The organism is Polaribacter sp. SA4-10, assembly GCF_002163835.1.
GTDB lineage: Bacteria > Bacteroidota > Bacteroidia > Flavobacteriales > Flavobacteriaceae > Polaribacter.
This window is the reverse complement of sequence record NZ_CP019331.1, coordinates 2831710-2855525: the sequence shown is the minus strand read 5'-3', so window position 1 is coordinate 2855525 and position 23816 is coordinate 2831710. Positions and strand designations below refer to the sequence as shown.

Genomic DNA, 23816 nt, shown 5'->3' with positions numbered 1-23816 from the left:
TATTTTTGTTTAATATTTATACAAATAGATGAAACAAAATAAAAATGGTGTTTGGGCAAGTTGGAACGACAACATTAAATACAACTATAAATCTCTTTATAGTATTACTTCTGAAAAAGAATTACAAGAAATTATAAGAGAATCAGACAAAATTAAATTTTTCGGAACCAAACAATCTTCAGCAGATATTGCTTCTGGTGTGCCAACTTTGGTGGATATGACATCCTACAATAAAATACTTTCATACGATGACGATGCACTGACAATTACGGCACAATCAGGTGTGATCTTAGGAGATTTGTTAGAAGCTATTGAATCTAAAGGTTGGTGTATTCCATGTTTACCAGATATTAACACCATTACTCTTGGGGGTGCATTGGCAACGGGTACACACGGAACAAGTGGAAAGCTACTTTCTGAATACGTAACGGAATGTAGTATCGTGTTAGCAGATGGAACACTTAAAAAAGTAACTTCAGAAGATCCATTAATAGATGCGGTTCGCGTATCCCTTGGTGTTTTAGGAGCACTCTCTGAAATCACTTTTAAATGTGAGCCGATATACACCTTGCATGTAAAAGAAGGTCCAGAAAATGACGCTGAATGGCTGCCAAAAATTCAAGAGCGCCTAAAAAAACATGATTTTCTAAGAATTTTATGGCTACCTCATACAGACCACGGCTATGTAATTACAGGAGATAAAATAGATCCAGATGCTAATATTACAGAAAAACTTGGACCTAAGTACTTAAAGCATAGGAGAACAGCCTCTAAGGTATTGTACAAATATTCACATGTGTATCCTTGGATGACTGCTATTGCTAATAAAATATTATTCAAAGCTTTTTTTAGCTCTAAGAAAGAACACAAGGGCTCTTTATATCAGGCAACAGTGACCAAATCTAGAGGGTCTACAATAGAACTATCAGAATGGACAATCGGATTGGATAAATTCCCAAAAGTATTTGAAGAACTGAAAACTGAAATCAATAAATGGTCCAACAAATCTTTTATTCATATCCCAATGGATGTGCGCTTTATACAAAAAGACTCCTCATGGCTAAGTTATGCTTGCAACGAAGATATGGTAACCATGGGTTGTGTTTCTAGAAATGCAGCTACAGCAGAAACTTACGAAGCTTTTAAAAGTATTGAGAAAGTTTTTCTAAAATATGGAGGAAAACCTCATTGGGGAAAACGTTTTGCAGCGAAAGACGCGGAATTATCTAAAGTTTACAGCAAATGGGAAGATTTTAAAGTTTTAAGAAAAAAAATGGATCCAACTAACAAATTTCTGAACCCATATTTAACTCAATTATTTAATGAAAAAAGCCACAATTAACATGTTGCCTAAAGGAATTTTATTTGATTTTGACGGAGTTGTAGTAGATAGTTTCAATAGCCATTATACCGCTTGGAAATCTGCTTTTAAAGAATTATTTGATACTGAAATAATTCCTTTCCCAAAGAGTTGTACAGGGAAATCTCCACTTATAATTGCGGCACATTTTTGTAGCGTAATTGGTAAAGAAGAACAAGCTGAAGCGTTGTTTTTTCTAAAGGATAACCATTTAGATATTAATTTTACAAAACCTAAAGTTTTACCTGGCGTTTTTGAAATCACCAACTTTTTAACAGAGAAAAATATTCCTTACGGAATAGCCAGTAACGCTACCAAATTGTTTCTAAAAAACAGCATTCATCATTTAAACTTAAACTTTACAACTGTTTTTGGTGTAGAAGATTATGAAAAACCAAAACCTTCGCCAGAAGCTTATATTACTTTAGCCAAAGCATTGGGTTTTTTAGAAAATGATTTTAATAATATTTGGGTTTTTGAAGACAGCTTAACAGGAACAACAGCTGCAAAATTAGCAGGCATGAAACCTATAGGTATTTTAACGGTACACTCTGAAAAAGAATTAAAAGATGCTGGAAGTGTAATCGCATTTCCTACTCTTTTTGAAGCTTTTGAGTATTTAAACGATATATAATCAATAAAAAAAGCCTTTGACTAAGAAGTTGTAACTTCTCTAAATAGCGTTTCTAAATTTTTATTTTGAGCATTTAATCCAAGGATTTTTAATCCGTTTTCTTGCGCAAAATCAAATATTTTTGGACGCATATCTTCTTCACTTTCAAAGGTAATGTACCACGTATTATCGTAATTATTTTTATACGAAACTACGTTTGCTAACCTTTTTACAAATTGCTCTTCAATCTTATAATCAAAAGTTACTTCTATTGTTTGCTGATTGTTTTCTTTTAGTTCAGCTAATTTTTTATCAACAAGAATTTCTCCTTTTTTAATAATGATTACACGATCACAAACTGCTTCTACTTCTTGCATAATATGTGTAGAAAAAAGCACCGTTTTATCCTTCCCTAATTCTTTTATTAATGCTCTAATTTCCACTAATTGATTAGGATCTAAACCCGTTGTAGGTTCATCTAAAATTAATACTTTTGGATTGTGTAAAATTGCTGCTGCTAAACCAACTCTTTGCTTATACCCTTTAGATAATTGACTTATTTTTTTATGAGCTTCAACAGTTAAGCCTACTTTTTCAATACATTTTTCAATTTCATTTTTATCAATTTTAAAAATTGATGCTTGAAATTGCAAATATTCTCTTACATACATATCTGTATATAAAGGATTTTGTTCTGGCAAATAACCAATTACTTTTTGAGCTTCAATAGGGTTTTCTAAAACATTAATTTCATCAATAAAAACCTCACCTGAATTAGGTTTTATGAAACCTGTTAAGATTTTCATCATTGTAGATTTTCCTGCACCATTTGGCCCTAAAAAACCTATAATCTGTCCTTTATCCGCAGAGAAAGAAATATTATTTAATGCCTTTTGATTTTTGTAAACTTTAGTAACTGATGAAACTTTTATTGACATTGTACAAATGTAGTTTGAATAATATTTATAACGAAAGTATTCTTTTTTTAGTTTCTATAATTAGAGTTTTTTAAACCAATTTCTCTAATTTTTTTCATTCTTTTCCAAGCTATTTTATGACGCTGTTTATAAAACCATAACGTTCCTAAATCTAATCCAAAATAGAAAAAACTAATTCCACTTGGTGGGTTTGCACTTGGTAAAAAAGGTATTTTATTCCAAGCGATTGTTGGCCACCACCAGCATTCAAAACTTGTACCAATTATTTCTAAATAAGCAACTGATAAAAACATGACTAAATAAAATAATCTTTCTCTAGGTCTATTTCTTAAAAATAATAGTGTTATGACTGTTAATATAAAACCAAAAACATCTATTGAAAAGAGTAAAAAATAGGACGCATATAAAACTACAATAGCTGTACATACTTTTTCTAGCAATTTTAAATTTTTTTTTACATAGGTCGTCTTTGTAAAATACAATACACCTGCATAAACTAAAGCATGACCCATAGGAATATAATGAGGTATATTTTCTAACCTATAGGTATACATACCTAAACCCAAAGAGAATGCATATTCTCCTGCAACAGCAATAAGAACGGCAGAAAGCATTTGCTCTCTAATTCTGGGATTTACTTTAAAAAGTATAATAGAAAAAACCACAACCATTATTAGATTCGCTAACCATTGTAAATCTTGATAATTTTCTACTACATATGCACTATCTATAAAAAGGCCTAAAAATATATAGAGAAATAATATTCCTAATGTTTTACAAAATGCAGGTAAAAATGTCTTAGTCTTTGATACACTCATCTTTTTAAGAAAAAATTGCGCTTTTAAATTTCTTTTTAATCGTTTTCATAATATCTAAAGGATAAGATCTTTCTCCCATTAAAATTTGGGTCATAGCCTCACAAATTTTTTCTCCATATTTTTTCATTAAGAAAGTTCTTACAGTGTCGTTTTCATAAAATAATTTAGATAATTTATACGCTGTTTTTAGTTCTGGTAAAAAAGTAACTTCCAACTTTTTATTATAAATTTCTGCTGATAATTCATTATCAAGATTGCTTTCAATAATAGCTTCTGCAGCCATATTTCCAGAAAAAATAGCATTAGAAATTCCTTCTGCAGTTAATGGGTCTGCAAAACCTGCAGCATCACCAACTAAAAAAACATTTTTTCTAACAAAACCATCAGTTCTAGGAGAAACAGGTATTTGAAAACCATGCATTTCTTCTTTAATAACTTCTGTTATCTTTAAAGTTTCCTTTAAATAATCCTTATATAAATCTTTATAATTTACTTTAATTTTTCTAAAAGAAGCTAAACCAATTGACAAATGATTTTGCTTTGGAAAGCACCATCCATAACCCATAGGAATTGCATCAAAATCTAAACGGACACTTTTAGAAAGTCTTTCAAAGTCATCAGCATTTACCTCAACTTCATATTCTAAAGCAGGAATTAGTAAACGAGTTTCTTTCCAACCTGTTAGTTTTGCAGTTTTACTTAAAGCGCCATCAGCCGCAATTACAAATTTTGTTTTCACATCTCCTTTTGAAGTATGCAAAATAATATTCTCTTGAAATGTAATATCATTTAATTGATGCCCCTCTAATAAAGTAATTCCTTTTTCTTTGGCTTTTTTTACTAAAAAATTATCAAAATCATCTCTCATAACCATGCTAATAATTGGTTCTGACCTTTCAGAAGAAACATGAACCCCTCCTTTTTGGAAAAAAGCATCTACTTTAAAGAACTCTTTTTCTACAACTTCGCTAACATTAAAGGGCATTTCTCTTCTACCTCTATAAGCAAAACCTCCACCACAAGTTTTATACCTGGGCAGTGTTTCTTTTTCTATAATTACTGTAGAAACACCAGCTTCAGCTAGTTTAATTGCCGCAGAAGCACCTGCAGGACCACTACCAATTATTGCGACATCAAATATCATATCTTCACTTTTTTTACAAATATATTGTTTCTTAACTTAAATTTATAATATAAAAAAATGACTCAATTTCTTGAGTCATTTTTAATTTAAAAGTGCAATCTAAATTATAATTGATACCGTACTCTTAAACTTACAAATCTTGGTAAAATAAACGTTTCATTAATATTAAAGGAGATATTACTTTGACTTACTGTGGTTCTAGAACCTTCAGCTAACAAGTTATTACCTACTAGCTCATATTCCCATTTTGCATCCTTATCTTTTCTATACGCTAATTTTGCATTCCAAATTTTAAATGAATTCTGCTTATTTCCTTCTTGTCTAACTTCATTAAAAGTAAAATCTGAAGTAACAGTTACAGCGTTCCATACATATGCATCAAAATTTATTGAAGGAGCATGTGTTATACTTTTTATATCCTCTAGAAGTGAAGCATCTTTTTGGGTAGTAAAACTAACATTATACCTTAAACTAACGTTAGGTGCTTTTGTAAAGTTAGTTCCTATACTTGTGTTAACATTTTGATTAAAAATTTCATTTTCTATTCCGGTAGCATTTCTAAATCTATAGTTTTTATTATATGTAAAACTACCACCAATTGAAGTTCTAATTTTTTTAATTGTTTTACTAGCTCTAGCAAAAGCTGAAAATGTTTCGTTTTCTTCAGGAGAATTTAAACTATTTCTTGCAGAAACTACTGAATTTGGAATAAAGCCAATATTGGTTGCTACTTGATCTATCGTTTTTCTATAATTAACTCTCGCAAAAACATTACTAGCGTTAAATAAATTAAAACTTCTGTAGTTAAGACTCAAATTATGAAAACTAGCATTTATTAAACCTGCATCTCCAGTAAAAAAAGAATTATAATTATTGGCTACAATACCTCTTGCGATTTGATTAACGTCAGTAAAATTAACTTCTTGTTTATAGCTAAATGTTAAACTTTCGCTTCGTTTAAACTGTGCTATCACTTCAAATTCTGGGAGAAATTTTAAAAACGTATCCTGAAAAGATTCTGTCCCATATTGTGTGTTTTTTGAATTGTAAGAGTGAAAGGTAAAACCTGGTGTAAATGTAAAAATACCAGATTTTAAACGATATCTTAATCCCGCATAAATATCTGTAAAATTATACTCTGTATCATTTGTAGTTTGAGCATCATTAATACCTGGAATATCAGGGTTAGGAGTATACTCGCTTCCACTATCTAAAATTTGAAAAAATCTTGAATTAAAGTTTTGTCTACTTAAAATCGTTCCTGCAACAAAATTTAAGTTACTCTTTGTATTTAAAATATAGTAGTAATCTAATTTTGCATCTAATTGATTCGATTTTACTTTTCTGTCTTGTTCTAGGTTATAGAATGAGTTAGACCTGTCTAAACCCAAGCTCTCTGCAGCATCATCAAAACCATCTTCAAATTGGTCTAATGCATCAATATCATTTGGGTTGTTATTATTTGGGTCATTTTCTAAAGAAGCTACATAAAAAGGATCTTCATTCTGTAGTAAATGTTGCACTTCTAAAGCAAAAATACTTTTTTCACTCGCAGTATAAAAATAGCTTAAATTTTGATTTATTTTATAAGGTGTTGCTCTTTCTCTTTCAGCAATATCACTTAAAACGAGAGAATTTACGTCATCTGTTCTAAACTCATTAGAAAAACGACCTGTAACATCATAATTTAACTGATTGCTAAAGTCTTTCTTATACGTTGTACTAAATCGAAACAAACCCGTATTACTTGTTTGGTCTGTAAGACTCTGAACAAAATCATCTTCAGCATCTACATCATTATAATTAATGGTATTATTACTTTTCTGACCATTACTGTTACTTGACCAGATTAAAAAACCACTTAAATCTAATTTCTTATTAGGAGAATAACTAAAGTTTAGTGCAGATAATTTAGTTTCAATTCTATTTGCATTTCTCGCACTAGCATTTAAAAAACCGATACCTGCATCTGCAAGATTAATGTTTGTACCGTTTGATGGACTCTGACTTTGAAAGCCTCCACCAAAACTTCTCACATCTCTCCTACTTAGCACAACATCTCCAATATTATTTAAATCTCCAATAACATTTAAAGTGTATTTTGGTGTATAATAAAATAATTTTGGCTGAAAAAGATACAAACCGTCATCTGGCGAATTTCCTGCACCTACTGTTACATCTCCAAACCAAAAGTTCTTTTTACCTTCTTTTAATTTAATATTAATTGCAACTCTATCTTGATTGTTTTGAACACCACTAAGTTGATTTACGTTTGAATAGTTTCTTAATACTTGAATTTTGTCTACTGCATTAGAAGGAATATTTTTTGCAGCTAATTTTGTATCACCACTAAAAAACTCTTTACCATCTATCATTATTTTTTCAACAACTTTTCCTTCAACTTCAATCTCTCCCGCATCATTTATTTCTACGCCCGGTAATTTTTTTAATACATCTTCTAACTTTCGCTCAGAACCGTTTTTAAAAGAGTCTGCGTTATAAATAATTGTATCTCCTTTAATAGTTACTGGCATTTTATATACAATATTAATACCATCCAACACGTTATCTTCAAACATGCTATAGACTTTAGAGATATTAGTTTCCTCTGTTTTAATAAACTGACTAATGTCTTTAAAACCAACATAACTAATTTTTATGTTATAATTAGTATTTGTTTTCAACTCTAATTTAAAATTTCCCTTAGCATCTGTAAAACCATAAGAAGTAATTTTTTTGGCCACTGTATCTAATGCAATTACGTTTGCCATTTCTAGAGGGTTACCAATAGAATCTTTCACAACACCTATTAAATTAATTTGAGCAGTTGAAACCCAAGACACCATAAAAATGGAGATAAGTATAATTTTTTTCATGTAATTTTTATTAAGTTTAGTTAGAATGGTGTAGATTTATTAAAATCTTCTACCACCTCTTCCTCTGCTTTTAAATTGTTCTCTAATTTCTTCTGTTTTCTTTTTTACAATTTTATTGTATTCTTCTCTGTTAACTTCTTTACCTTTAGTTGGTTTTTTTATTTCTATTGTTTCTGAAGGGTTTAGTACAATTTCTGTACACAACATGGTTGTTCTTCCTTCATTTATCTCTAATATTAAACCAGGTAAACCAAAATAATTTGCTGGCCCTGAGCTTACAGGAATTTGAGGAGTATACCATGCAGTAACTGCTAACATTTTTACAGCTTCTTTTTTATCTTCTGTATTAGTAGAGTCTTTCTTTTTGTTGTCTCCTCTTCTACTAAACATTTTTCCCCAATCTACTTTATTATCTACTTTTACCATTGTTGCTTTGTAGCAAGTATATTGACCAATTTTTTTTGTTTCAACACCCATTTCCCATTTTGGTTGATCCATTTTTTCAACTACTAGAAAGCGTTTACTAAATTGTTCTATATCTTCAATCATTTCACGATCTTTAAGGTTTTTATAAATAGAACCTTGGCCATTATTATTACCCCATCTACGTCCAGTTGTTCCAGGAGCATCTAACTTTACATTTTCTTTAAAAGAAGATTCTGTTTTATTAAAACTTAATGTGAAATTTTTCTCTAAATAATTCTTAAAACGAGCCATCATTTGTTTCTTCTGCTGCTCGCTCATCTCGTCACCAAAGCGGCTCATGTCCATCGTGGTTTTAGACATATAACTTGCTTTACCTTGAAAATTACTTTGAGAAAAAACTGATATTGAACTAATTAAAAAGACTATAAGTAATATTTTTTTCATGATTTTTAAATTTATTTTGACAAAAATATGTGTTATTAACTTAAAAAGTCTTAAAAAAATCTAAATGTTTAATATTTTACTTAAAACAATCAACAAAAAACAACACTTTAGAACACACCTGATAAGACCTCTTAAATATTTATTAAGACTTTAAAAATTACCAAAGGTTTAATTACCCTCCAATTTTAATATTTAAACTATTTCCTAAATCAACACCTTTTCTACTTTTAAACGTCTCCATCATTTCTTTAGATTTTTGTTTTTGAATCTTATTAAACTCCTTTTGTGAAACAACTTTCCCTTTTTCTGGCTCAGCTATTTTAATTTTATCAGAAGGATTTAAAACAATTTCTGTACAAACAATTGTTTTTTTACCATCATTTATTTCCAATATTAAACCCGGTAAACCTTGATAATTATCTGGTCCATTACTAACAGAAACTTGTAGAGTGTACCAAGCAGTTGTAGTGATTATTTCTTTCTTCTCTTCTTTTTTACTTTCACCTTTATCTATGGTCATGATAATATTTTCTACTTCTTTAGTAAATGTTGCTTTGTAACAAGTATAATTTCCAATATTTTTTGTTTCAGATGACAATTCCCATTCGAACTCTGGAAGTTTGTCTTTCACTAAAAAACGTTTTCCCATAATTTCTGTTTGATTCGAAAAACGCTGCTCCTTAATATTTTTGAAATAGACACTACCATTTCCAGAACCTCCAAAAGACATCAACACAACTCCAGCCCCACCAACTTGAGGTTTTGGCGCATCTAGTTGTATTTCTTCTTTATATGTTGAAGCTTTTTGATCAAAATATAAAATAAAAGTTTTCTGATTCATCTTTTGCATTCTTGCATGAAGTCGTTTTTTCATATCATCAGACATCGTAGAATTTTTATCGTCACCAAACGAAAAAGAAGATTTAATGCTTGTTTTGTAAATTGCTTTTCCTGTAAAATTTTGCCCATTTATAATCAATGAGCAAAATAAAATTAATGTTGTTAATAATTTAATCTTCATTTTTTAATTTTTTAGTTACTTTATTTATAACTTTTATTACTTTTCTCATTCTCAAAACTAAACTATCAATTTCTCTCGCCTTACCTTCTACTTTATAACTAAAACCGTATTTCACCTTTAATTTAGTTTTTAGTTTTTCTTTAGTATTCAATTTGATCTCTAAAAAAATGTTGCTTTCTGGGCTATTATGTTTAAAAGCTTCTTTAATATCTTGCCAATTAATAGTTGCTAATTCTTTTGAAGAATCTAAAGTAAAACTTAAAGAGTTTACGTTCATATAATTTTTACTACTATTCTTATTTTGAGAAAAAAAAAGCGAGGAAGCAAAAACACAAATGGCAAAAATAATTTTATTCATAGTTATTTATTTTAAATTCTTGACAAAGATGAGCCTCATATATCTTTTACTTAGTTAACGAGTGTTAATGAGTGTTAACCAGCTCGTTTTATAATATTAACGAGCTATATTTGAAGTATGAATATCCAAAAATATCAATTGCTTTTTCACTTAATAACAGCTACCATCATAGCCACTATTGGTGTACAATTCTATTGGAATTATAAAAATTACGAAGAAAATAAGCGACAATTAACAAACGAAATTCAGTTAAGTCTAGACAATGCTATAGAAGAATATTATTCAACATTAGCGAAGGAAGAAATTACAACCATTATTAATTTCAGTAACAATAATGAGGATCCAAGTTTAGGTGGAAGCATACGGTATGATTCTATTTTTAAACATTCTAAGAAATTTCAAAAATTTAAATCTCTTATAATAAATAAAGACACTTCATTAACGAAACCAAAATTTGAAATCACCAATATTTCATTTACTAGTGATGACAAAAATGATGCTAAAAAAACAGATTCCATCGTGCAAAATTTTGCAAAAAAAATATCTAAAAATAAAAAAATAAATATTGAAGATTCTAAAAACAAACAAGATGAAAACTATTCGGAAATAAAATATTTTAAAGGAAAAAAGGCTGCTGATAGTTTAAAATTAATAAAAACTTTAAAACCAATTTTCATTTCAATCACATCAAATGAAATAGAATATCCGCAATTAGATTCACTTATAAAAAACCAACTTGATAAGAAAAAAATACCCATTACTTTTGTCTTTAATCATTTAAAGAATGATACAATTTTTCATTCTTCAAACGATTCTTTAATTATAAGAAAATTAGACAAAAGTGTTTCTAGTAAATCGACTTATTTAAAAAAAGGAGAAGAGTTTAAATTATTTTTTAATAATACAAGTTTAGAAGCTCTAAAAAGAAGTTCTTTAGGAATTCTATTATCGCTCTTATTATCACTTTTAATTATTGGTTGCTTATTTTATTTATTAAAAATAATTAATCATCAAAAAGAATTAGCAGCTATTAAAAATGATTTAATTAGCAATATAACGCATGAATTTAAAACGCCTATTGCCACTATTTCTGCAGCTATTGAGGCAATTAAAGATTTTAATGTTTTAGAAGATAAAGAAAAGACGAATAAATACCTTTCGATATCCTCTATTCAGATAAATAAATTACATCAAATGGTTGAAAAACTTCTAGAAACTGCCATGTTAGATAGTGAACAGTTAGTGCTAAAAAAAGAAACTGTTGATATAGTTAATATCTTGGAAAGATTGGTTTCTAAACATCAAATATTAGCCTACAAAAAGGAACTTTCATTTTCTATAAACTTGCAACCTTGCTATGCGAACGTTGACGTTTTTCACTTCGAAAATGTGATTTCTAATTTGATTGATAATGCGGTGAAGTATGGAGGTGATAAAATTAGAATAAATGTAATTTCTATTTTAAACTCAATAGAAATTACAGCAGCTGATAACGGATCTGGCATTGAAAAGAATCAACAAGAAAAAATATTTGATAAGTTTTACAGGGTTCCTAAAGGAAACACACAAGATATTAAAGGTTTTGGAATTGGTTTGTATTATTGCAAAAAAATCATTGAAAAACATGGAGGAATTATTATTCTTTCATCAGATAAAAATCAAACAATTTTTAAAATAAGCATTCCTAATGAATAAAATTAAAGTTTTACTTGCTGAAGATGAAGCTAGTTTAGGCATGATTGTAAAAGAAAGTTTAGAGACTAGAAATTTTATTGTTTTTCATGCAGAAAATGGTAAAGAAGCACTTGAGCTATATCAGGAACAAAAACCAGATATTTTAGTTTTAGATGTAATGATGCCCAAAAAAGATGGTTTTACATTGGCAAAAGAAATACGCCAAGAAGATAAAAGAATTCCTATTATATTTTTAACAGCAAAATCACAAACTTCAGATGTATTGGAGGGTTTTAATCATGGTGGAAATGATTATTTAAAAAAGCCTTTTTCTATGGAAGAGTTAATTGTAAGAATGAAGGCTTTATTAAATAGAATTGAACTTAAAAGTAATTCTGATCACATTAAAATTGGTGATTTCTCTTTTAATTATACAAAACAAACACTTCAATATTCTTCAGAAATAGAACAACTAACTCATAGGGAAGCAGAATTATTATTTTATTTGGTTGAAAAGAAAAACGAAATTTTAGACAGAACTTATATTTTAAATAAGCTTTGGGGAAATAATGATTTCTTTAATGCTAGAAGTATGGATGTATTTATTAGTAAATTACGTAAAAAATTAAAAAAAGATACAAACATTCAAATTATAAACGTGAGAAATTTTGGTTATAAATTGATTTGTTAATACTTTTCTAGTTGTAAATTTTTAGTACCTTTAGCAACCCTTTTTAATCTTATAGAACAATAAATATGCACGTTGCAATTGCAGGAAATATTGGTGCTGGTAAAACCACACTAACAAAACTTTTAGCCAAACATTATAAATGGAGTCCTCATTTTGAGTCTGTTGATGAAAATCCGTATTTAGATGATTTTTATTCAGAAATGGAGCGTTGGTCTTTTAATTTACAAGTCTATTTTTTAAATAGTCGTTTTCGTCAAATTTTAGAACTAAGAGAGTCTGGTAATAAAATTATTCAGGATAGAACAATTTATGAAGATGCGCATATTTTTGCTCCAAACTTACATGCAATGGGATTAATGACAAATAGAGATTATAATAACTATAGCTCTTTATTTGATTTGATGGAAAATTTAGTTACACCTCCAGATTTATTAATATACTTACGTGCAGATATTTCTACTTTAGTTGGACAAATACACAAACGAGGTAGAGATTATGAAAACTCTATAAGTATCGATTATTTAAGCAGGTTAAATGAACGCTATGAAGCTTGGATCTCTACTTACAAAAAAGGAAAATTACTTATTATTGATGTAGATAATTTAGATTTTGTAGATAACCAAGAAGATCTAGGGTATATTATTGATAGAATTGATGCTCAAATAAATGGTTTATTTTAATACCAATAAGTTATAAAAAAATTACACATGATCATTTGTCCCCCAACAAATTCATCAAACCTCAAACACCTTTAACTTACTATTTTAAATAGCATTGTCTATTCTGTTATTAATTAGTAAAAATGTTTTCTTTTTTTACTTACTAAAACAACACAAATAGTATCTATAGATCCCACTACTTTATCACTAATTACTTGTCAATTAAATTTTAAACACCAACTGTTTTCAACTTGGTTATCATTTTGACACAAAAAAAACAATAAGTCTCATTTAATTTTTTAAAAAATATAATTGATAGAAAGCAAACAATGAACGGTAGAAAACTGACTTTTGAGAATTTCTTCTTCATTTTTTTAAAAAAAAATAAACTTTTTTGTAACATTTATCTAAAGTCCTACGTATAAGTAATTGTAGCTATCATATTAATACCTTAATTTTTTTATATATAACTTAGATGAGACAACTTAAAATTACCAAGCAGGTTACTAACAGAGAAACTGCATCATTAGACAAATATTTACAAGAAATTGGTAAAGTAGACTTAATTACAGCTGATGAAGAAGTAGAGTTGGCACAGCGTATTAAAGCTGGTGATCAAATTGCATTAGAAAAACTAACAAAAGCCAATTTAAGGTTTGTTGTATCTGTTGCAAAACAATATCAAAATCAAGGGTTAACATTACCAGATTTAATAAACGAAGGAAACTTAGGGTTAATTAAAGCTGCAAAACGTTTTGATGAAACGAGAGGTTTTAAATTTATATCATACGCTGTTTGGTGGATTCGTCAATCTATCTTACAAGCATTAGCAGAACAATCTAGAATTGTACGTTTACCGTTAAATAAAATTGGTTCTATCAATAAAATTAACAAAATGTACGCTTTCTTAGAACAAGAAAATGAGCGTCCACCAAGTGCAGAAGAAATTGCTAAGAAATTAGACATGACTGTAAATGACGTAAAAGAATCTATGAAGAATTCTGGACGTCACGTATCTATGGATGCGCCTTTAATTGAAGGTGAAGATTCTAACTTATATGATGTATTAAACTCTGGAGAATCTCCAAACCCTGATAGAGTTTTATTACATGAATCTTTACGTATTGAGATTAACAGAGCTTTAGAAACGTTAACTCCAAGAGAAGCAGATGTTGTAAAATTATACTTTGGTTTAGGAGAACACCAACCAATGACTTTAGAAGAAATTGGAGAAACTTTCGATTTAACTCGTGAGCGTGTTCGTCAAATTAAAGAAAAAGCAATTAGAAGATTAAAACATACTTCTAGATCTAAAATTTTAATGACATATCTTGGATAGCCATTATCATAAATAAAAACTTAAAAACTCTCGAATTGATTTTCGAGAGTTTTTTTTTTGAAGCTATTTCCTGCTTTCCACTATATCTTTTTTGCTGCCGTCATTGCGAAGTTTGTTTTTACAAACTATGGCAATCTCATTTTTAAGAAGCAAATTACTTCGTCATACTTCCTTGTAATGACGCCAATTAAATTTAGCACAAAAAAGGATGCCGTTTCAATAAGGGCTACAGCTATTTATAACCTTTTCTTTTTTACCACATAGCACCTGTTTCTCTATGTGCCAATGTGGTCACAATTTTTAATAAATTATTGTTGTATTTTTAAGAGATTGCTTCGTACCCCGCAATGACAAATTAATTACCTTTGCAAAATAAAAAAACAACACAACAACAAACAAATGAGTAATTTAATAGCACCTTCAATTTTAGCAGCAGATTTTGCAAACCTACAAAGAGACATAGAAATGGTAAACAATAGTGAAGCAGACTGGTTTCATATTGATATCATGGATGGTGTTTTTGTACCAAATATTTCTTTTGGAATGCCTGTTTTAAAAGCAATTACAAAACACGCTAACAAAACAATTGATGTGCATTTAATGATTGTAAATCCAGATCAATACATACAAACATTTGCAGATTTAGGCGCAAATATATTAACGGTTCATCATGAGGCTTGCCCACATTTACACAGAACAATTCAAGCAATAAAAGCTGCAGGGATGAAAGCCGGAGTTGCTTTAAATCCGCACACACCAATTGCTGTTTTAGAAGATGTTATTGCAGATTTAGATTTGGTTTGTATCATGAGTGTAAATCCTGGTTTTGGAGGTCAATCCTTTATAGAAAACACGTATAAGAAAGTAAGTCAGTTAAGACATTTAATAGATTTTTCTAAATCTGAATGCCAAATAGAGATTGATGGTGGCGTTACAGATAAAAATGCGAATGCTTTAATTGAAGCTGGTGCCAATGTTTTAGTAGCAGGAAGCTATGTTTTTGGAGCAGAAAATCCTACAGAAACGATTGCTAACTTAAAAGATATTATCTCATAATTGTATTCAATAGTAGATATAGAAACCACAGGAAATGGATATAAAGGTTCTAAAATAACTGAAATATCCATTTTTGTTTTTGATGGAAAAAAAATAATTGATGAGTTTACAACTCTAGTAAACCCAGAAAGTACAATTCCTCCTTTTATTACGAATCTTACAGGCATTACCAATGCAATGGTAAGAACAGCTCCTAAGTTTTATGAAGTTGCAAAAAAGGTAGCAGAAATTACAAAAGACACCATTTTTGTAGCACATAATGTCAACTTCGATTACAATATTATTCATGAAGAGTTTAAAAATTTAGGCTTCGATTTTAAACGAAAAAAGCTCTGTACCGTTCGCTTATCAAGAAAAATAATTCCGGGCTTATCTTCTTACAGTTTGGGGAATATTTGTACTTCAGAAAACATACCAATTAACGGAAGACACAGAGCAAAAGGAGATGCAGAAGCAACTACAGAATTATTTAGAAGATTAATTATTAGAGATGATAATTTTACCATTAATTCTTTTTTAAATCCAAAATCTAGACAAGCAACCTTACCCCCTCTTTTAGATAAAATAGTGGTTGATAAATTACCAGAAACATTTGGTGTTTATTATTTTAAGAACTTATCAAAAGAAGTTATTTATGTTGGTAAGTCTAACAATATAAAGCAACGTGTTATCAGCCATTTTTATGATAAAAAGAAAAAGGAACAAACCATGTGCTTAGAAACTGCCGATATTTCTTACACCAAAACAGGTAGCGAACTACTAGCACTATTATTAGAGTCTTCAGAAATAAAACAGATATATCCCAAATTTAACAGAGCTCAAAGAAGAGCAGCAGAAGCCGTTGGCTTATTCTCTTACGAAGATCAAAAAGGAATTATTCATTTGGCATATAATCGATTAAAGTTAGCGCCAAATCCGATTATGAAATACTACTCTGTAGCCGAATGCAGAACTCATTTAGAAGCCTTGTGTGCTGAGTTTGAACTCTGCCCAAAGTATTGTCATTTGCAAACAAATGTTTCTAGTTGTTTTCAATATCAGCTAAAACAATGTAAAGGTATTTGCTGTGAAAAAGAAGCGGTAGAAAATTATAACGAAAGAGTTAGACAAGCCATAAAATCTGTAGGTATTGGTGCTGAAAATTTAGTCATCAAAGAAAAAGGTAGAACGAAAACAGAAATTGGTTTTGCGCTAATATTAGATGGAATTTATAAAGGTTTTGGGTATTTAGATTCCTCTCAAGAGGAACAATTAAAGAATCCAGAAGAGTATCAGTTCTTTGTTCAACCACAAAAAGACAACAGAGATATACAAAGAATAATAGCTGCATATTTAAAAAAGAAAGAGGCCTAAAAAGCCTCTTTCTAACTAACTAATTCACTAACTAACTAACTAACTTTTTTATTTACTTAAAAACCTTTAAAGTTGTGCTACCAAATATTTAATTAAATCTGTGGTTGTTACAATACCAACCAACTCATAATCTTCAACAACTGGTAATGCATGAAATTCTTTTTGAGCCAATAACTCTGCCACTTCTTTAATGCTTGCATAAGGAGGAACCATAAATACATTTTTTGCCATAACTTGCTTAATTGTAAACATGTCATAAACAAAAGTATCTATATTCTCTTCATCATCTGTAATATCTGCAAAACTAATTCTAAGAATATCTGAATAGCTCAACATCCCTAAAATTTCTTTATTTTCAACTACAGGGATATGTCTAATTTTATTTTTCTTGAATAACTTCTCAGCAGTCACTAAATCATCATTTATATTTAGTGTTACTACCTCTTTAGTCATTATTTCCGATATAGGTATTCTTTTTCTCATGAGACAAATAGTTTTCCTTTCAAGATCAAAATTATTAAGAAATATAATTATAAAAGATGATTTATATCATAAAAACTAAATAGTCTAAAGATTTTTTTTTAAAAATTTATTAAATTAAAGTGCATAAAAAAAAGCTAAAAATTACAGATGTAATCTTTAGCTCTTTGGCTTTAACTCCTATATGTGTGACCGCGAAGGGATTCGAACCCCCAACCCTCAGAGCCGAAATCTGATATTCTATCCAGTTGAACTACGCAGCCGTTTATGATTTCTACAAACGTAGAAATCTATTATTTAACTCATCAAGTTCTTTTTCACTAACATTGAAATTGTTTTTCCATCTGCTTGTCCTGCTAATTCTTGAGAAACCATCCCCATAACTTTCCCCATATCTTTCATCCCTGAAGCACCAACTTTAGCAATTGTAGCAACTACAACTTCTTCAATTTTTTCTTCTGATAGTGCTGCTGGTAAAAATTGCTCAAGAACTGCTAATTCTGCCAATTCTGGATCTGCTAAATCTTGTCTATTTTGTTTTAAGAAAATATCCGCACTATCTTTTCTTTGTTTTACCTGTTTTATAATAATTTTCAACGCTTGTTCTTCTGTTAATTCTTTTTGAACACCCGTTTCAGTTTTTGCTAATAAAAAGGCAGATTTGACTGCTCTTAAAGCCTGTAAAGCAATTGTGTTTTTCGCTTTCATTGCTTCTTTCATTTTATCCATTACTTCTTTTTGCAAACTCATTTTTCTATTTTTTAAATATATTATTATTCTTTTGCTTCTTTAAATATAGTACGTTTTTATTATAATCTATAAATGCTTTTCCACTATGTAGTATATCTGCACCAATAATTCCATTAACTTCTTTTGCTTTATGTTGTATCAGAGCAGTATTAACATGTGATAAATTAAAGAGCACTAAATGACATTTATTAGTTCTCCAATCGCCAATTTTTAAAACATTATTTTTAGATTGTTTCGTTTCCATGTCAGTTGCTCCTGCACCGGCCGCCTTATTTTCACTTTCTTCCGCATCCAACATAAAATACTCAATTTGATCTAAACCCACACAAGAGTTAGATGCACCTGTATCTAAAATAAAAGTACCTTTTACACCATTAATAATTGCTTTTAATTCTAAATGATTTGTAGCAATTCTCTTTAGTTTTATTTTAACGTACTTATTCTTCTTTAATATTTTTTCAATACGCTTCATTAAATTATTATTTCAGAGTTTTCAAAAATACGATTTATAAAATTTAGAGTATACTATCCTTCTAAATTTTCTTTTTAGATTCTCTTTGGAAGCAGCAAATTTACTCATGATGGAATCTGCTTATATATTTTTTTCTAAAAAGTAAAAAAACATCCGTAATACTACGTAAATTATCGTATATTTAATACATTTAAATTAATTATTTTTTAGACACATGCAACAATAAAAAGAGTATTACAACTATTTTATTGCTACTTAACAATCAGTTTTTTTTAAATAAGCAAAAACAAATAATAGTACATTTTATCAAAGAGATTATTACCGGAAAACAAAAAAAATTCTTAACCAATAAGTTACTAGAATATCAACAATAAGCATACATAAAAGAGTTATGACCAAATCCAAGAATTTAATTCTGGAATTAAAGGAACAGAATGTAGACCTTACGATTAAAAATAAAACGTTAGAGCTAGCAAAAGATCGAGCAGAAATAGTAAATCGTAAACTAAACTTATTTTATGACATTTCACCTAATGGGCATTATATTATTGAAAGTAATGGTGAAATTATTCATATTAACAAGAGTGGTTTAAGTCTTTTAAATAAAAATAAAAACGATATAGGTAATCTTACTTTCTCTGAATTTATTTCGAAAAAAGACCTTCCTAATTTCAATAATTTTTTACTAAAAATAAAACGGAAATGTAAAGACCTTCCTAATTTCAATGATTTTTTACTAAAAATAAAACAAACAGATGCTGATAATTCCTATGATGTAGAGTTATGCATAAATAAAAAAAAAATACTTATTCAATTAATAGCTACCTATTTAGAAAAAGAGCAACAATATCTTATAATTACCATAAAAACAACCCCAAAAGAGCATCTTAATAAAATATTATTAGAGAATGAGTTTATTTTTAAGGAAACTCAAAGAATGGGACATATTGGTTCATTTAAATACGATATATCTAGCAGCTTAATAGAGTTATCTGAAGAATTATATTTAATTTTTGGAATACCTAATGGAACGAATATAGATATTGATAATTGGCAAAACATTGTTCATCCTTTAGACAGAGAAATGACCTCTGATTTTTTAAAGAATTGTATTGTTAATCATAAATCATTTCATGAGGAATTCAGAATTATTCGCAAGAATGATAATCAAGTGAGATGGCTAGATGGTTGGACGGAAATTGCTTTTGATAACGCAACAAATAAACAGACTCTCTTTGGAGTAATCCAAGACATTACAGAACGAAAATTAGCGCAAGAAAAAATAAAATATACAGAAACTCGTTCTCATCAAATTTTTGAATCTTCTAAAGAAGGAATATTAATACTTGATGCAATTACAGGTCAGATTACAGATGCAAACCCTTTCTTAATAGAATTGATTGGATATAATTACAACGAGTTAGTAGGAAAAGAACTTTGGCAAATTGGTGTTTTTAAAAACATTGCGGCTTCTAAAGAAACTTTTATCGAATTACAAAACAAAGAATACATTAGATTTGAAGATATGCCATTGAAAACAAAAGATGGAAACTCAATAGATGTAGAATTTGTGAGTAACGTATATATGGCTGATAAGAACAAAGTAATTCTGTGCCATATTAGAGATATTTCTGATCGTAAAATAGCAGAGAAAGCATTGCATGAAAGTGGTCAATTGTATTATGCTATGTTCGAAAAAAACCAAACCCCACAACTATTAATAGACCCTATTAACGGTAATATAATCGACGTTAACTCAGCAGCAGCAAAATTTTATGGGCATTCTTTAGAAGAGTTTAAATTAATGACACTATCCGACATTAGTACGTTTCCTTCTGAACAAATACTGGAAGAGATGAAAAAATTTACAATCACAGGACCCTCTTATTTTGAGTTTATTCATAAGTTAGCTTCTGGTGAAACTAGAGATATCGAAATGTATACCAGTCCATTATCCATTAACGGACAGGCTTTATTAATTTCAACTATAAACGACATCTCTAAACGGAAGCTAGAAGAAGAAAGATTGGTACAATTAAATAAAAACTTAAAAGAAGTAAACCTCTTAAAATCGCAATTTATATCTACCGTTTCTCATGAATTTAGAACTCCTTTAGCAGGAATCTTGTCTAGTGTTCAATTATTACAAATTTATGGCGATACTTGGGACCAGGATAAAAAAGAAAAAATTTTTAAACAAGTATTTGATGGCGTACAACAAACAAAAGCTTTACTAGATGACGTTTCTCTTATAGATGAAGAACAAACTAGTAAATCTTTTTTTAGGCCAACAAACATTGAACTTATCCCGCTGATTGAAGAAATTATTGAAGAAAATTTAAGTGTATCAGAAACTAATCAAAAAGTAATTGTAAAATCTCAATTGAAAATTGACAACTTTTACATGGACCCAATAATGATTCGTCATATTTTTAATAACGTAATTTCTAATGCCATAAAATACAGTAGTAAAAACATAGCGTTTCATTTAAAAGAGCACAACAATAACCAGATAGAATTCAAAATTACAGATGAAGGAATTGGAATACCTCATGAAGAAATAAAATATTTATTAGAACCTTTTTACCGCGCTACTAACAAAGGTGCTGCAAAAGGAACAGGTTTTGGCTTATCTATTGTTAAAAGATTTGTAGACCTTCATAAAGGTGAAATATTAATCGAATCTGCTGTAAATAAAGGAACAACGGTAACTATTGTATTACCCTATTTGCAGTAGAAAATGTTTAGTAAAAATAAAAACTAAACGAAAACTGTGTTTTTCAATCAATAGTAATTAATTATAATGTTTTAAAATGAAAAAAATACTCATCATAGAAGATGACCCTATTTTAAGAGGAAATACTGCTGAATTTATTAGGGCGCATAATTTTGAGGTATTTACTGCAAAAGATGGGCTCGAAGGTGTCCAAAAAACTTTAAAAAATCTACCAGATCTTATAATTTGCGACATATCCATGCCTAACATGGATGGTTATGAATTTTATAATACAATTAAGCAAATTAAATCAACAGCTACAATTCCTTTAGTATTTTTTTCAGCAAAAACTGAAAAAGAAGACATAAGGACTGGTATGCAGTTGGGCGCTGATGACTATATTACAAAACCCTTTGATCTCTATGAATTATTAAAAGTTATTAATACGCGTATTGATAAATATGACCAGCTGGCAAAAATTAACACCGATAAATTTCACGCACTTATAGATCATCCAACTTTAGGAATTTACATTTATCAAAAGGATAAATTTCTATTTTATAATAAGCCCTTAGCCAATATTTTTGGGTACGAATACGATGAGTTTTCTTCACTAAGTTTTGAAGATCTCTTAGATGAAAAACAATGCGATAAGAAAGAGATTTTAAACGAGTTAGATCGTTGCTTAAAAGACCCTAAAGGTTCTATATACCATAAGTTTAAAACTACTCATAAAAACGCTAACACTATTTTTATTGAATTAACTGGTACAGCAATTACGTATGAGGGTAAATCTAGAATTGCAGGGAATATACTTAAACTAGATAACGAAGGTAAAACACCATTGTTATATAAAACTACGTTAGACAGTCCACCAAATATAACCAAACGAGAACTTGAAGTACTAAAACTCATTTGTAAAGGAAAATCTTCTTTAGAAACCTCTGAAATACTTAAACTAGGTCCACGCACAATAGATACATATAGATCTAAACTTTTAGAAAAAACAAATTGCAAAAACATTGCAGAACTTATAATGTACGCAATACGTAACAGGTTGATAAAATTAAATTAACAATTATTTTATTAAAAAAATCCTAATAGTTATTCAACTTATTTCTTAAAAAGAGAAGAGGTGAAAAAAAATACCATATTTAAAAGACTATTTGATGCTTTTATTAAAGAATTATTATAAATAAAATTTATAAATACTCAGATTCTTTCAATTGATAAATTAATTATCCGTATTAATACTGAAACATCCTTTAAGAAATAAAAAAGAGTATTAATACGGATGCTCATGATTATTTTAAAACACTACTTTGTCTAGAAAATAAATTATTGCGGTACATTTTTTATTATCGTATTTCATTAAACGCCTAATAATCTGAATTTAAAGGAATAACAAAAGAAAATGTCCCCTAATTTTAATAATAATTATTGACGATTCTATTTAATGAAAAAAATTCTTATTATAGAAGATGACATCGTGTTAAGAGGAAATACGGCAGATTTTATTAAAGAACAAAATTTTGAAGTCTTTTTAGCTAAAGATGGGGTTTCAGGTATTCAACAAACGTTAAAACACCTACCAGACATCATTCTGTGCGACATAACTATGCCAAATATGAATGGATATGAATTTTACGAAACCATAAAAAATATAAAAAAAACAAGTACTATTCCTTTAATTTTTTTTTCTGCTAGAACAGAAAACAAAGACATAAGAGCAGGAATGCAACTAGGTGCTGATGACTATATAACAAAACCTTTCGATCTTTTTGAATTATTAAAAATAATTAAAACACGACTTGCTAAATACGATAAAATTGAGCAAATTAGCAACGATGAATTTCATGCACTTATAGATCACCCAACTTTAGCTATTTTCATATATCAAAATGGAAAATTCCTTTTTTACAACAACCCTTTAGCCAATATTTTTGGTTATAACTACAAAGACTTTTCTTCAATTAGTTTAAACGAACTTCTCGATGAAAAAAATTGTAACAAGGATAAGATTTTACAAGAAATAGAAAATTGTTTAAAAAAAGAAAAAGGTTCTATATCAATAAAATTTAAAGCCACACAAAAAAGTTTAAAACCTGTTTTTATAGAATTATTTGCATCTGTAATTACCTATAAAGGAAAAACAAGTCTTGCAGGTAATATCTTTAAATTAGACCCTAAACATGAGATTACGAACAGATTGAATGAAACAATGGAGACTAAGCACAAATTAAGTAACCGGGAACTCGAAGTTCTAGAACTAATTTGTAATGGAAAATCTACTTCAGATGTAGCAGGAATTCTTTTCCTTGGACAACGCACTGTAGAAACATACAGAGCAAATTTATTAGAAAAAACAAAAAGTAAAAACATCGTTGAACTAATAATGTATGCTATTAAAAATAAATTAATTCTTATCAATTAGGAACTAACATCAAGTATTTAATCTAATTTATTTAAACAAGCCTTTAATTTTATTTAAATCCAAAAGTCTATGGATTAAAATACAGTGAAAAAAGATACTTTTTATCATTTTGTTTCACATCTTAATAACTAAGTATTTATACTTACTTTTAGTACTTTTCCTTAAAATAAATCAGTAAATATACTGACTTATTT

At 28.9% G+C, this 23816-nt stretch carries 21 protein-coding genes and 1 tRNA gene; 11 read left to right on the top strand and 11 right to left on the bottom strand.

Annotated elements, in window-relative coordinates; all coding sequences use genetic code 11:
- Positions 1-28 precede the first annotated feature (28 nt).
- Complete coding sequence (locus BTO04_RS12455) at positions 29-1342, top strand: D-arabinono-1,4-lactone oxidase (protein ID WP_087564808.1); 1314 nt, start codon at positions 29-31, stop codon at positions 1340-1342.
- On the top strand, positions 1323-1994 hold the full coding sequence (locus BTO04_RS12450) for an HAD family phosphatase (RefSeq protein WP_232455902.1): 672 nt from the start codon (positions 1323-1325) through the stop codon (positions 1992-1994). Before BTO04_RS12455 ends, BTO04_RS12450 begins: the two co-directional genes overlap by 20 nt.
- A gap of 20 nt (positions 1995-2014) precedes the next feature.
- Here the strand turns inward: BTO04_RS12450 and gldA are convergent, their stop codons facing one another.
- The 7 genes from gldA to BTO04_RS12415 form a co-directional block, all read right to left on the bottom strand.
- A complete protein-coding gene (gldA, locus tag BTO04_RS12445) occupies positions 2015-2911 on the bottom strand; it encodes a gliding motility-associated ABC transporter ATP-binding subunit GldA (RefSeq protein WP_087564807.1) in 897 nt (298 codons plus the stop codon).
- 47 nt (positions 2912-2958) lie between these two features.
- Complete coding sequence (locus BTO04_RS12440) at positions 2959-3729, bottom strand: hypothetical protein (protein ID WP_087564806.1); 771 nt, start codon at positions 3727-3729, stop codon at positions 2959-2961.
- Positions 3730-3733: 4 nt separating this feature from the next.
- Positions 3734-4873, bottom strand: a complete 1140-nt coding sequence (locus BTO04_RS12435; protein ID WP_087564805.1) for a geranylgeranyl reductase family protein — start codon at positions 4871-4873, stop codon at positions 3734-3736.
- A 104-nt stretch (positions 4874-4977) separates the two neighbouring features.
- Complete coding sequence (locus BTO04_RS12430) at positions 4978-7749, bottom strand: carboxypeptidase-like regulatory domain-containing protein (protein ID WP_087564804.1); 2772 nt, start codon at positions 7747-7749, stop codon at positions 4978-4980.
- Positions 7750-7788: 39 nt separating this feature from the next.
- Positions 7789-8619 carry a GLPGLI family protein gene (locus BTO04_RS12425; protein ID WP_087564803.1) on the bottom strand — a complete coding sequence of 277 codons (831 nt, stop codon included), beginning with the start codon at positions 8617-8619 and terminating at the stop codon, positions 7789-7791.
- A 172-nt stretch (positions 8620-8791) separates the two neighbouring features.
- Complete coding sequence (locus BTO04_RS12420) at positions 8792-9640, bottom strand: GLPGLI family protein (RefSeq protein WP_087564802.1); 849 nt, start codon at positions 9638-9640, stop codon at positions 8792-8794.
- On the bottom strand, positions 9630-9998 hold the full coding sequence (locus tag BTO04_RS12415; RefSeq protein WP_087564801.1) for a hypothetical protein: 369 nt from the start codon (positions 9996-9998) through the stop codon (positions 9630-9632). The genes BTO04_RS12420 and BTO04_RS12415 overlap by 11 nt, the downstream gene beginning before the upstream one ends.
- Positions 9999-10115: 117 nt before the next feature.
- On the opposite strand from BTO04_RS12415, the gene BTO04_RS12410 reads away from it, so the two are divergent.
- The 6 genes from BTO04_RS12410 (at position 10116) to BTO04_RS12385 (ending at position 16770) form a co-directional block, all read left to right on the top strand.
- Complete coding sequence (locus tag BTO04_RS12410; RefSeq protein ID WP_087564800.1) at positions 10116-11693, top strand: sensor histidine kinase KdpD; 1578 nt, start codon at positions 10116-10118, stop codon at positions 11691-11693.
- The gene (locus BTO04_RS12405; protein ID WP_087564799.1) at positions 11686-12363 is read left to right on the top strand and encodes a response regulator transcription factor; all 678 of its coding nucleotides are present in this window, start codon (positions 11686-11688) and stop codon (positions 12361-12363) included. Before BTO04_RS12410 ends, BTO04_RS12405 begins: the two co-directional genes overlap by 8 nt.
- Positions 12364-12428: 65 nt before the next feature.
- Positions 12429-13043, top strand: a complete 615-nt coding sequence (locus BTO04_RS12400; protein WP_087564798.1) for a deoxynucleoside kinase — start codon at positions 12429-12431, stop codon at positions 13041-13043.
- 454 nt (positions 13044-13497) lie between these two features.
- Complete coding sequence (locus tag BTO04_RS12395; RefSeq protein WP_087564797.1) at positions 13498-14361, top strand: RNA polymerase sigma factor RpoD/SigA; 864 nt, start codon at positions 13498-13500, stop codon at positions 14359-14361.
- Between the two features lie 399 nt (positions 14362-14760).
- Positions 14761-15417: a ribulose-phosphate 3-epimerase gene (gene rpe / locus BTO04_RS12390; RefSeq protein ID WP_087564796.1), complete on the top strand. Its 657-nt coding sequence runs from the start codon at positions 14761-14763 to the stop codon at positions 15415-15417.
- Positions 15418-16770, top strand: coding sequence for a 3'-5' exonuclease family protein (locus BTO04_RS12385; protein WP_087564795.1), 1353 nt, complete (start codon positions 15418-15420; stop codon positions 16768-16770).
- A gap of 66 nt (positions 16771-16836) precedes the next feature.
- Here BTO04_RS12385 and BTO04_RS12380 read toward each other — a convergent pair whose 3' ends face one another.
- The 4 genes from BTO04_RS12380 to BTO04_RS12365 form a co-directional block, all read right to left on the bottom strand.
- Complete coding sequence (locus BTO04_RS12380) at positions 16837-17253, bottom strand: CBS domain-containing protein (RefSeq protein WP_087564794.1); 417 nt, start codon at positions 17251-17253, stop codon at positions 16837-16839.
- A gap of 186 nt (positions 17254-17439) precedes the next feature.
- Positions 17440-17513, bottom strand: a tRNA-Arg gene (locus BTO04_RS12375).
- A 34-nt stretch (positions 17514-17547) separates the two neighbouring features.
- A complete protein-coding gene (locus tag BTO04_RS12370; protein ID WP_087564793.1) occupies positions 17548-18000 on the bottom strand; it encodes a GatB/YqeY domain-containing protein in 453 nt (150 codons plus the stop codon).
- A 4-nt stretch (positions 18001-18004) separates the two neighbouring features.
- The gene (locus BTO04_RS12365; protein ID WP_087564792.1) at positions 18005-18472 is read right to left on the bottom strand and encodes a retropepsin-like aspartic protease; all 468 of its coding nucleotides are present in this window, start codon (positions 18470-18472) and stop codon (positions 18005-18007) included.
- A gap of 391 nt (positions 18473-18863) precedes the next feature.
- Between BTO04_RS12365 and BTO04_RS12360 the strand changes: the two genes are divergently transcribed.
- The 3 genes from BTO04_RS12360 to BTO04_RS12350 all read left to right on the top strand — a co-directional run bounded on the left by BTO04_RS12360 (position 18864) and on the right by BTO04_RS12350 (position 23622).
- The gene (locus BTO04_RS12360; protein ID WP_087564791.1) at positions 18864-21209 is read left to right on the top strand and encodes a PAS domain-containing sensor histidine kinase; all 2346 of its coding nucleotides are present in this window, start codon (positions 18864-18866) and stop codon (positions 21207-21209) included.
- 76 nt (positions 21210-21285) lie between these two features.
- Positions 21286-22263: a response regulator gene (locus BTO04_RS12355; protein ID WP_087564790.1), complete on the top strand. Its 978-nt coding sequence runs from the start codon at positions 21286-21288 to the stop codon at positions 22261-22263.
- 381 nt (positions 22264-22644) lie between these two features.
- Positions 22645-23622, top strand: a complete 978-nt coding sequence (locus BTO04_RS12350; protein ID WP_087564789.1) for a response regulator — start codon at positions 22645-22647, stop codon at positions 23620-23622.
- Positions 23623-23816 lie beyond the last annotated feature (194 nt).

Bases quoted from the DNA above. Each gene is read 5' to 3' on its own strand.
- BTO04_RS12455 (WP_087564808.1), top strand. From the start codon at position 29: ATGAAACAAAATAAAAATGGTGTTTGGGCAAGTTGGAACGACAACATT.
- BTO04_RS12450 (WP_232455902.1), top strand. From the start codon at position 1,323: ATGAAAAAAGCCACAATTAACATGTTGCCTAAAGGAATTTTATTTGAT.
- gldA (WP_087564807.1), bottom strand. From the start codon at position 2,911: ATGTCAATAAAAGTTTCATCAGTTACTAAAGTTTACAAAAATCAAAAG.
- BTO04_RS12440 (WP_087564806.1), bottom strand. From the start codon at position 3,729: ATGAGTGTATCAAAGACTAAGACATTTTTACCTGCATTTTGTAAAACA.
- BTO04_RS12435 (WP_087564805.1), bottom strand. From the start codon at position 4,873: ATGATATTTGATGTCGCAATAATTGGTAGTGGTCCTGCAGGTGCTTCT.
- BTO04_RS12430 (WP_087564804.1), bottom strand. From the start codon at position 7,749: ATGAAAAAAATTATACTTATCTCCATTTTTATGGTGTCTTGGGTTTCA.
- BTO04_RS12425 (WP_087564803.1), bottom strand. From the start codon at position 8,619: ATGAAAAAAATATTACTTATAGTCTTTTTAATTAGTTCAATATCAGTT.
- BTO04_RS12420 (WP_087564802.1), bottom strand. From the start codon at position 9,640: ATGAAGATTAAATTATTAACAACATTAATTTTATTTTGCTCATTGATT.
- BTO04_RS12415 (WP_087564801.1), bottom strand. From the start codon at position 9,998: ATGAATAAAATTATTTTTGCCATTTGTGTTTTTGCTTCCTCGCTTTTT.
- BTO04_RS12410 (WP_087564800.1), top strand. From the start codon at position 10,116: ATGAATATCCAAAAATATCAATTGCTTTTTCACTTAATAACAGCTACC.
- BTO04_RS12405 (WP_087564799.1), top strand. From the start codon at position 11,686: ATGAATAAAATTAAAGTTTTACTTGCTGAAGATGAAGCTAGTTTAGGC.
- BTO04_RS12400 (WP_087564798.1), top strand. From the start codon at position 12,429: ATGCACGTTGCAATTGCAGGAAATATTGGTGCTGGTAAAACCACACTA.
- BTO04_RS12395 (WP_087564797.1), top strand. From the start codon at position 13,498: ATGAGACAACTTAAAATTACCAAGCAGGTTACTAACAGAGAAACTGCA.
- rpe (WP_087564796.1), top strand. From the start codon at position 14,761: ATGAGTAATTTAATAGCACCTTCAATTTTAGCAGCAGATTTTGCAAAC.
- BTO04_RS12380 (WP_087564794.1), bottom strand. From the start codon at position 17,253: ATGAGAAAAAGAATACCTATATCGGAAATAATGACTAAAGAGGTAGTA.
- BTO04_RS12370 (WP_087564793.1), bottom strand. From the start codon at position 18,000: ATGAGTTTGCAAAAAGAAGTAATGGATAAAATGAAAGAAGCAATGAAA.
- BTO04_RS12365 (WP_087564792.1), bottom strand. From the start codon at position 18,472: ATGAAGCGTATTGAAAAAATATTAAAGAAGAATAAGTACGTTAAAATA.
- BTO04_RS12360 (WP_087564791.1), top strand. From the start codon at position 18,864: ATGACCAAATCCAAGAATTTAATTCTGGAATTAAAGGAACAGAATGTA.
- BTO04_RS12355 (WP_087564790.1), top strand. From the start codon at position 21,286: ATGAAAAAAATACTCATCATAGAAGATGACCCTATTTTAAGAGGAAAT.
- BTO04_RS12350 (WP_087564789.1), top strand. From the start codon at position 22,645: ATGAAAAAAATTCTTATTATAGAAGATGACATCGTGTTAAGAGGAAAT.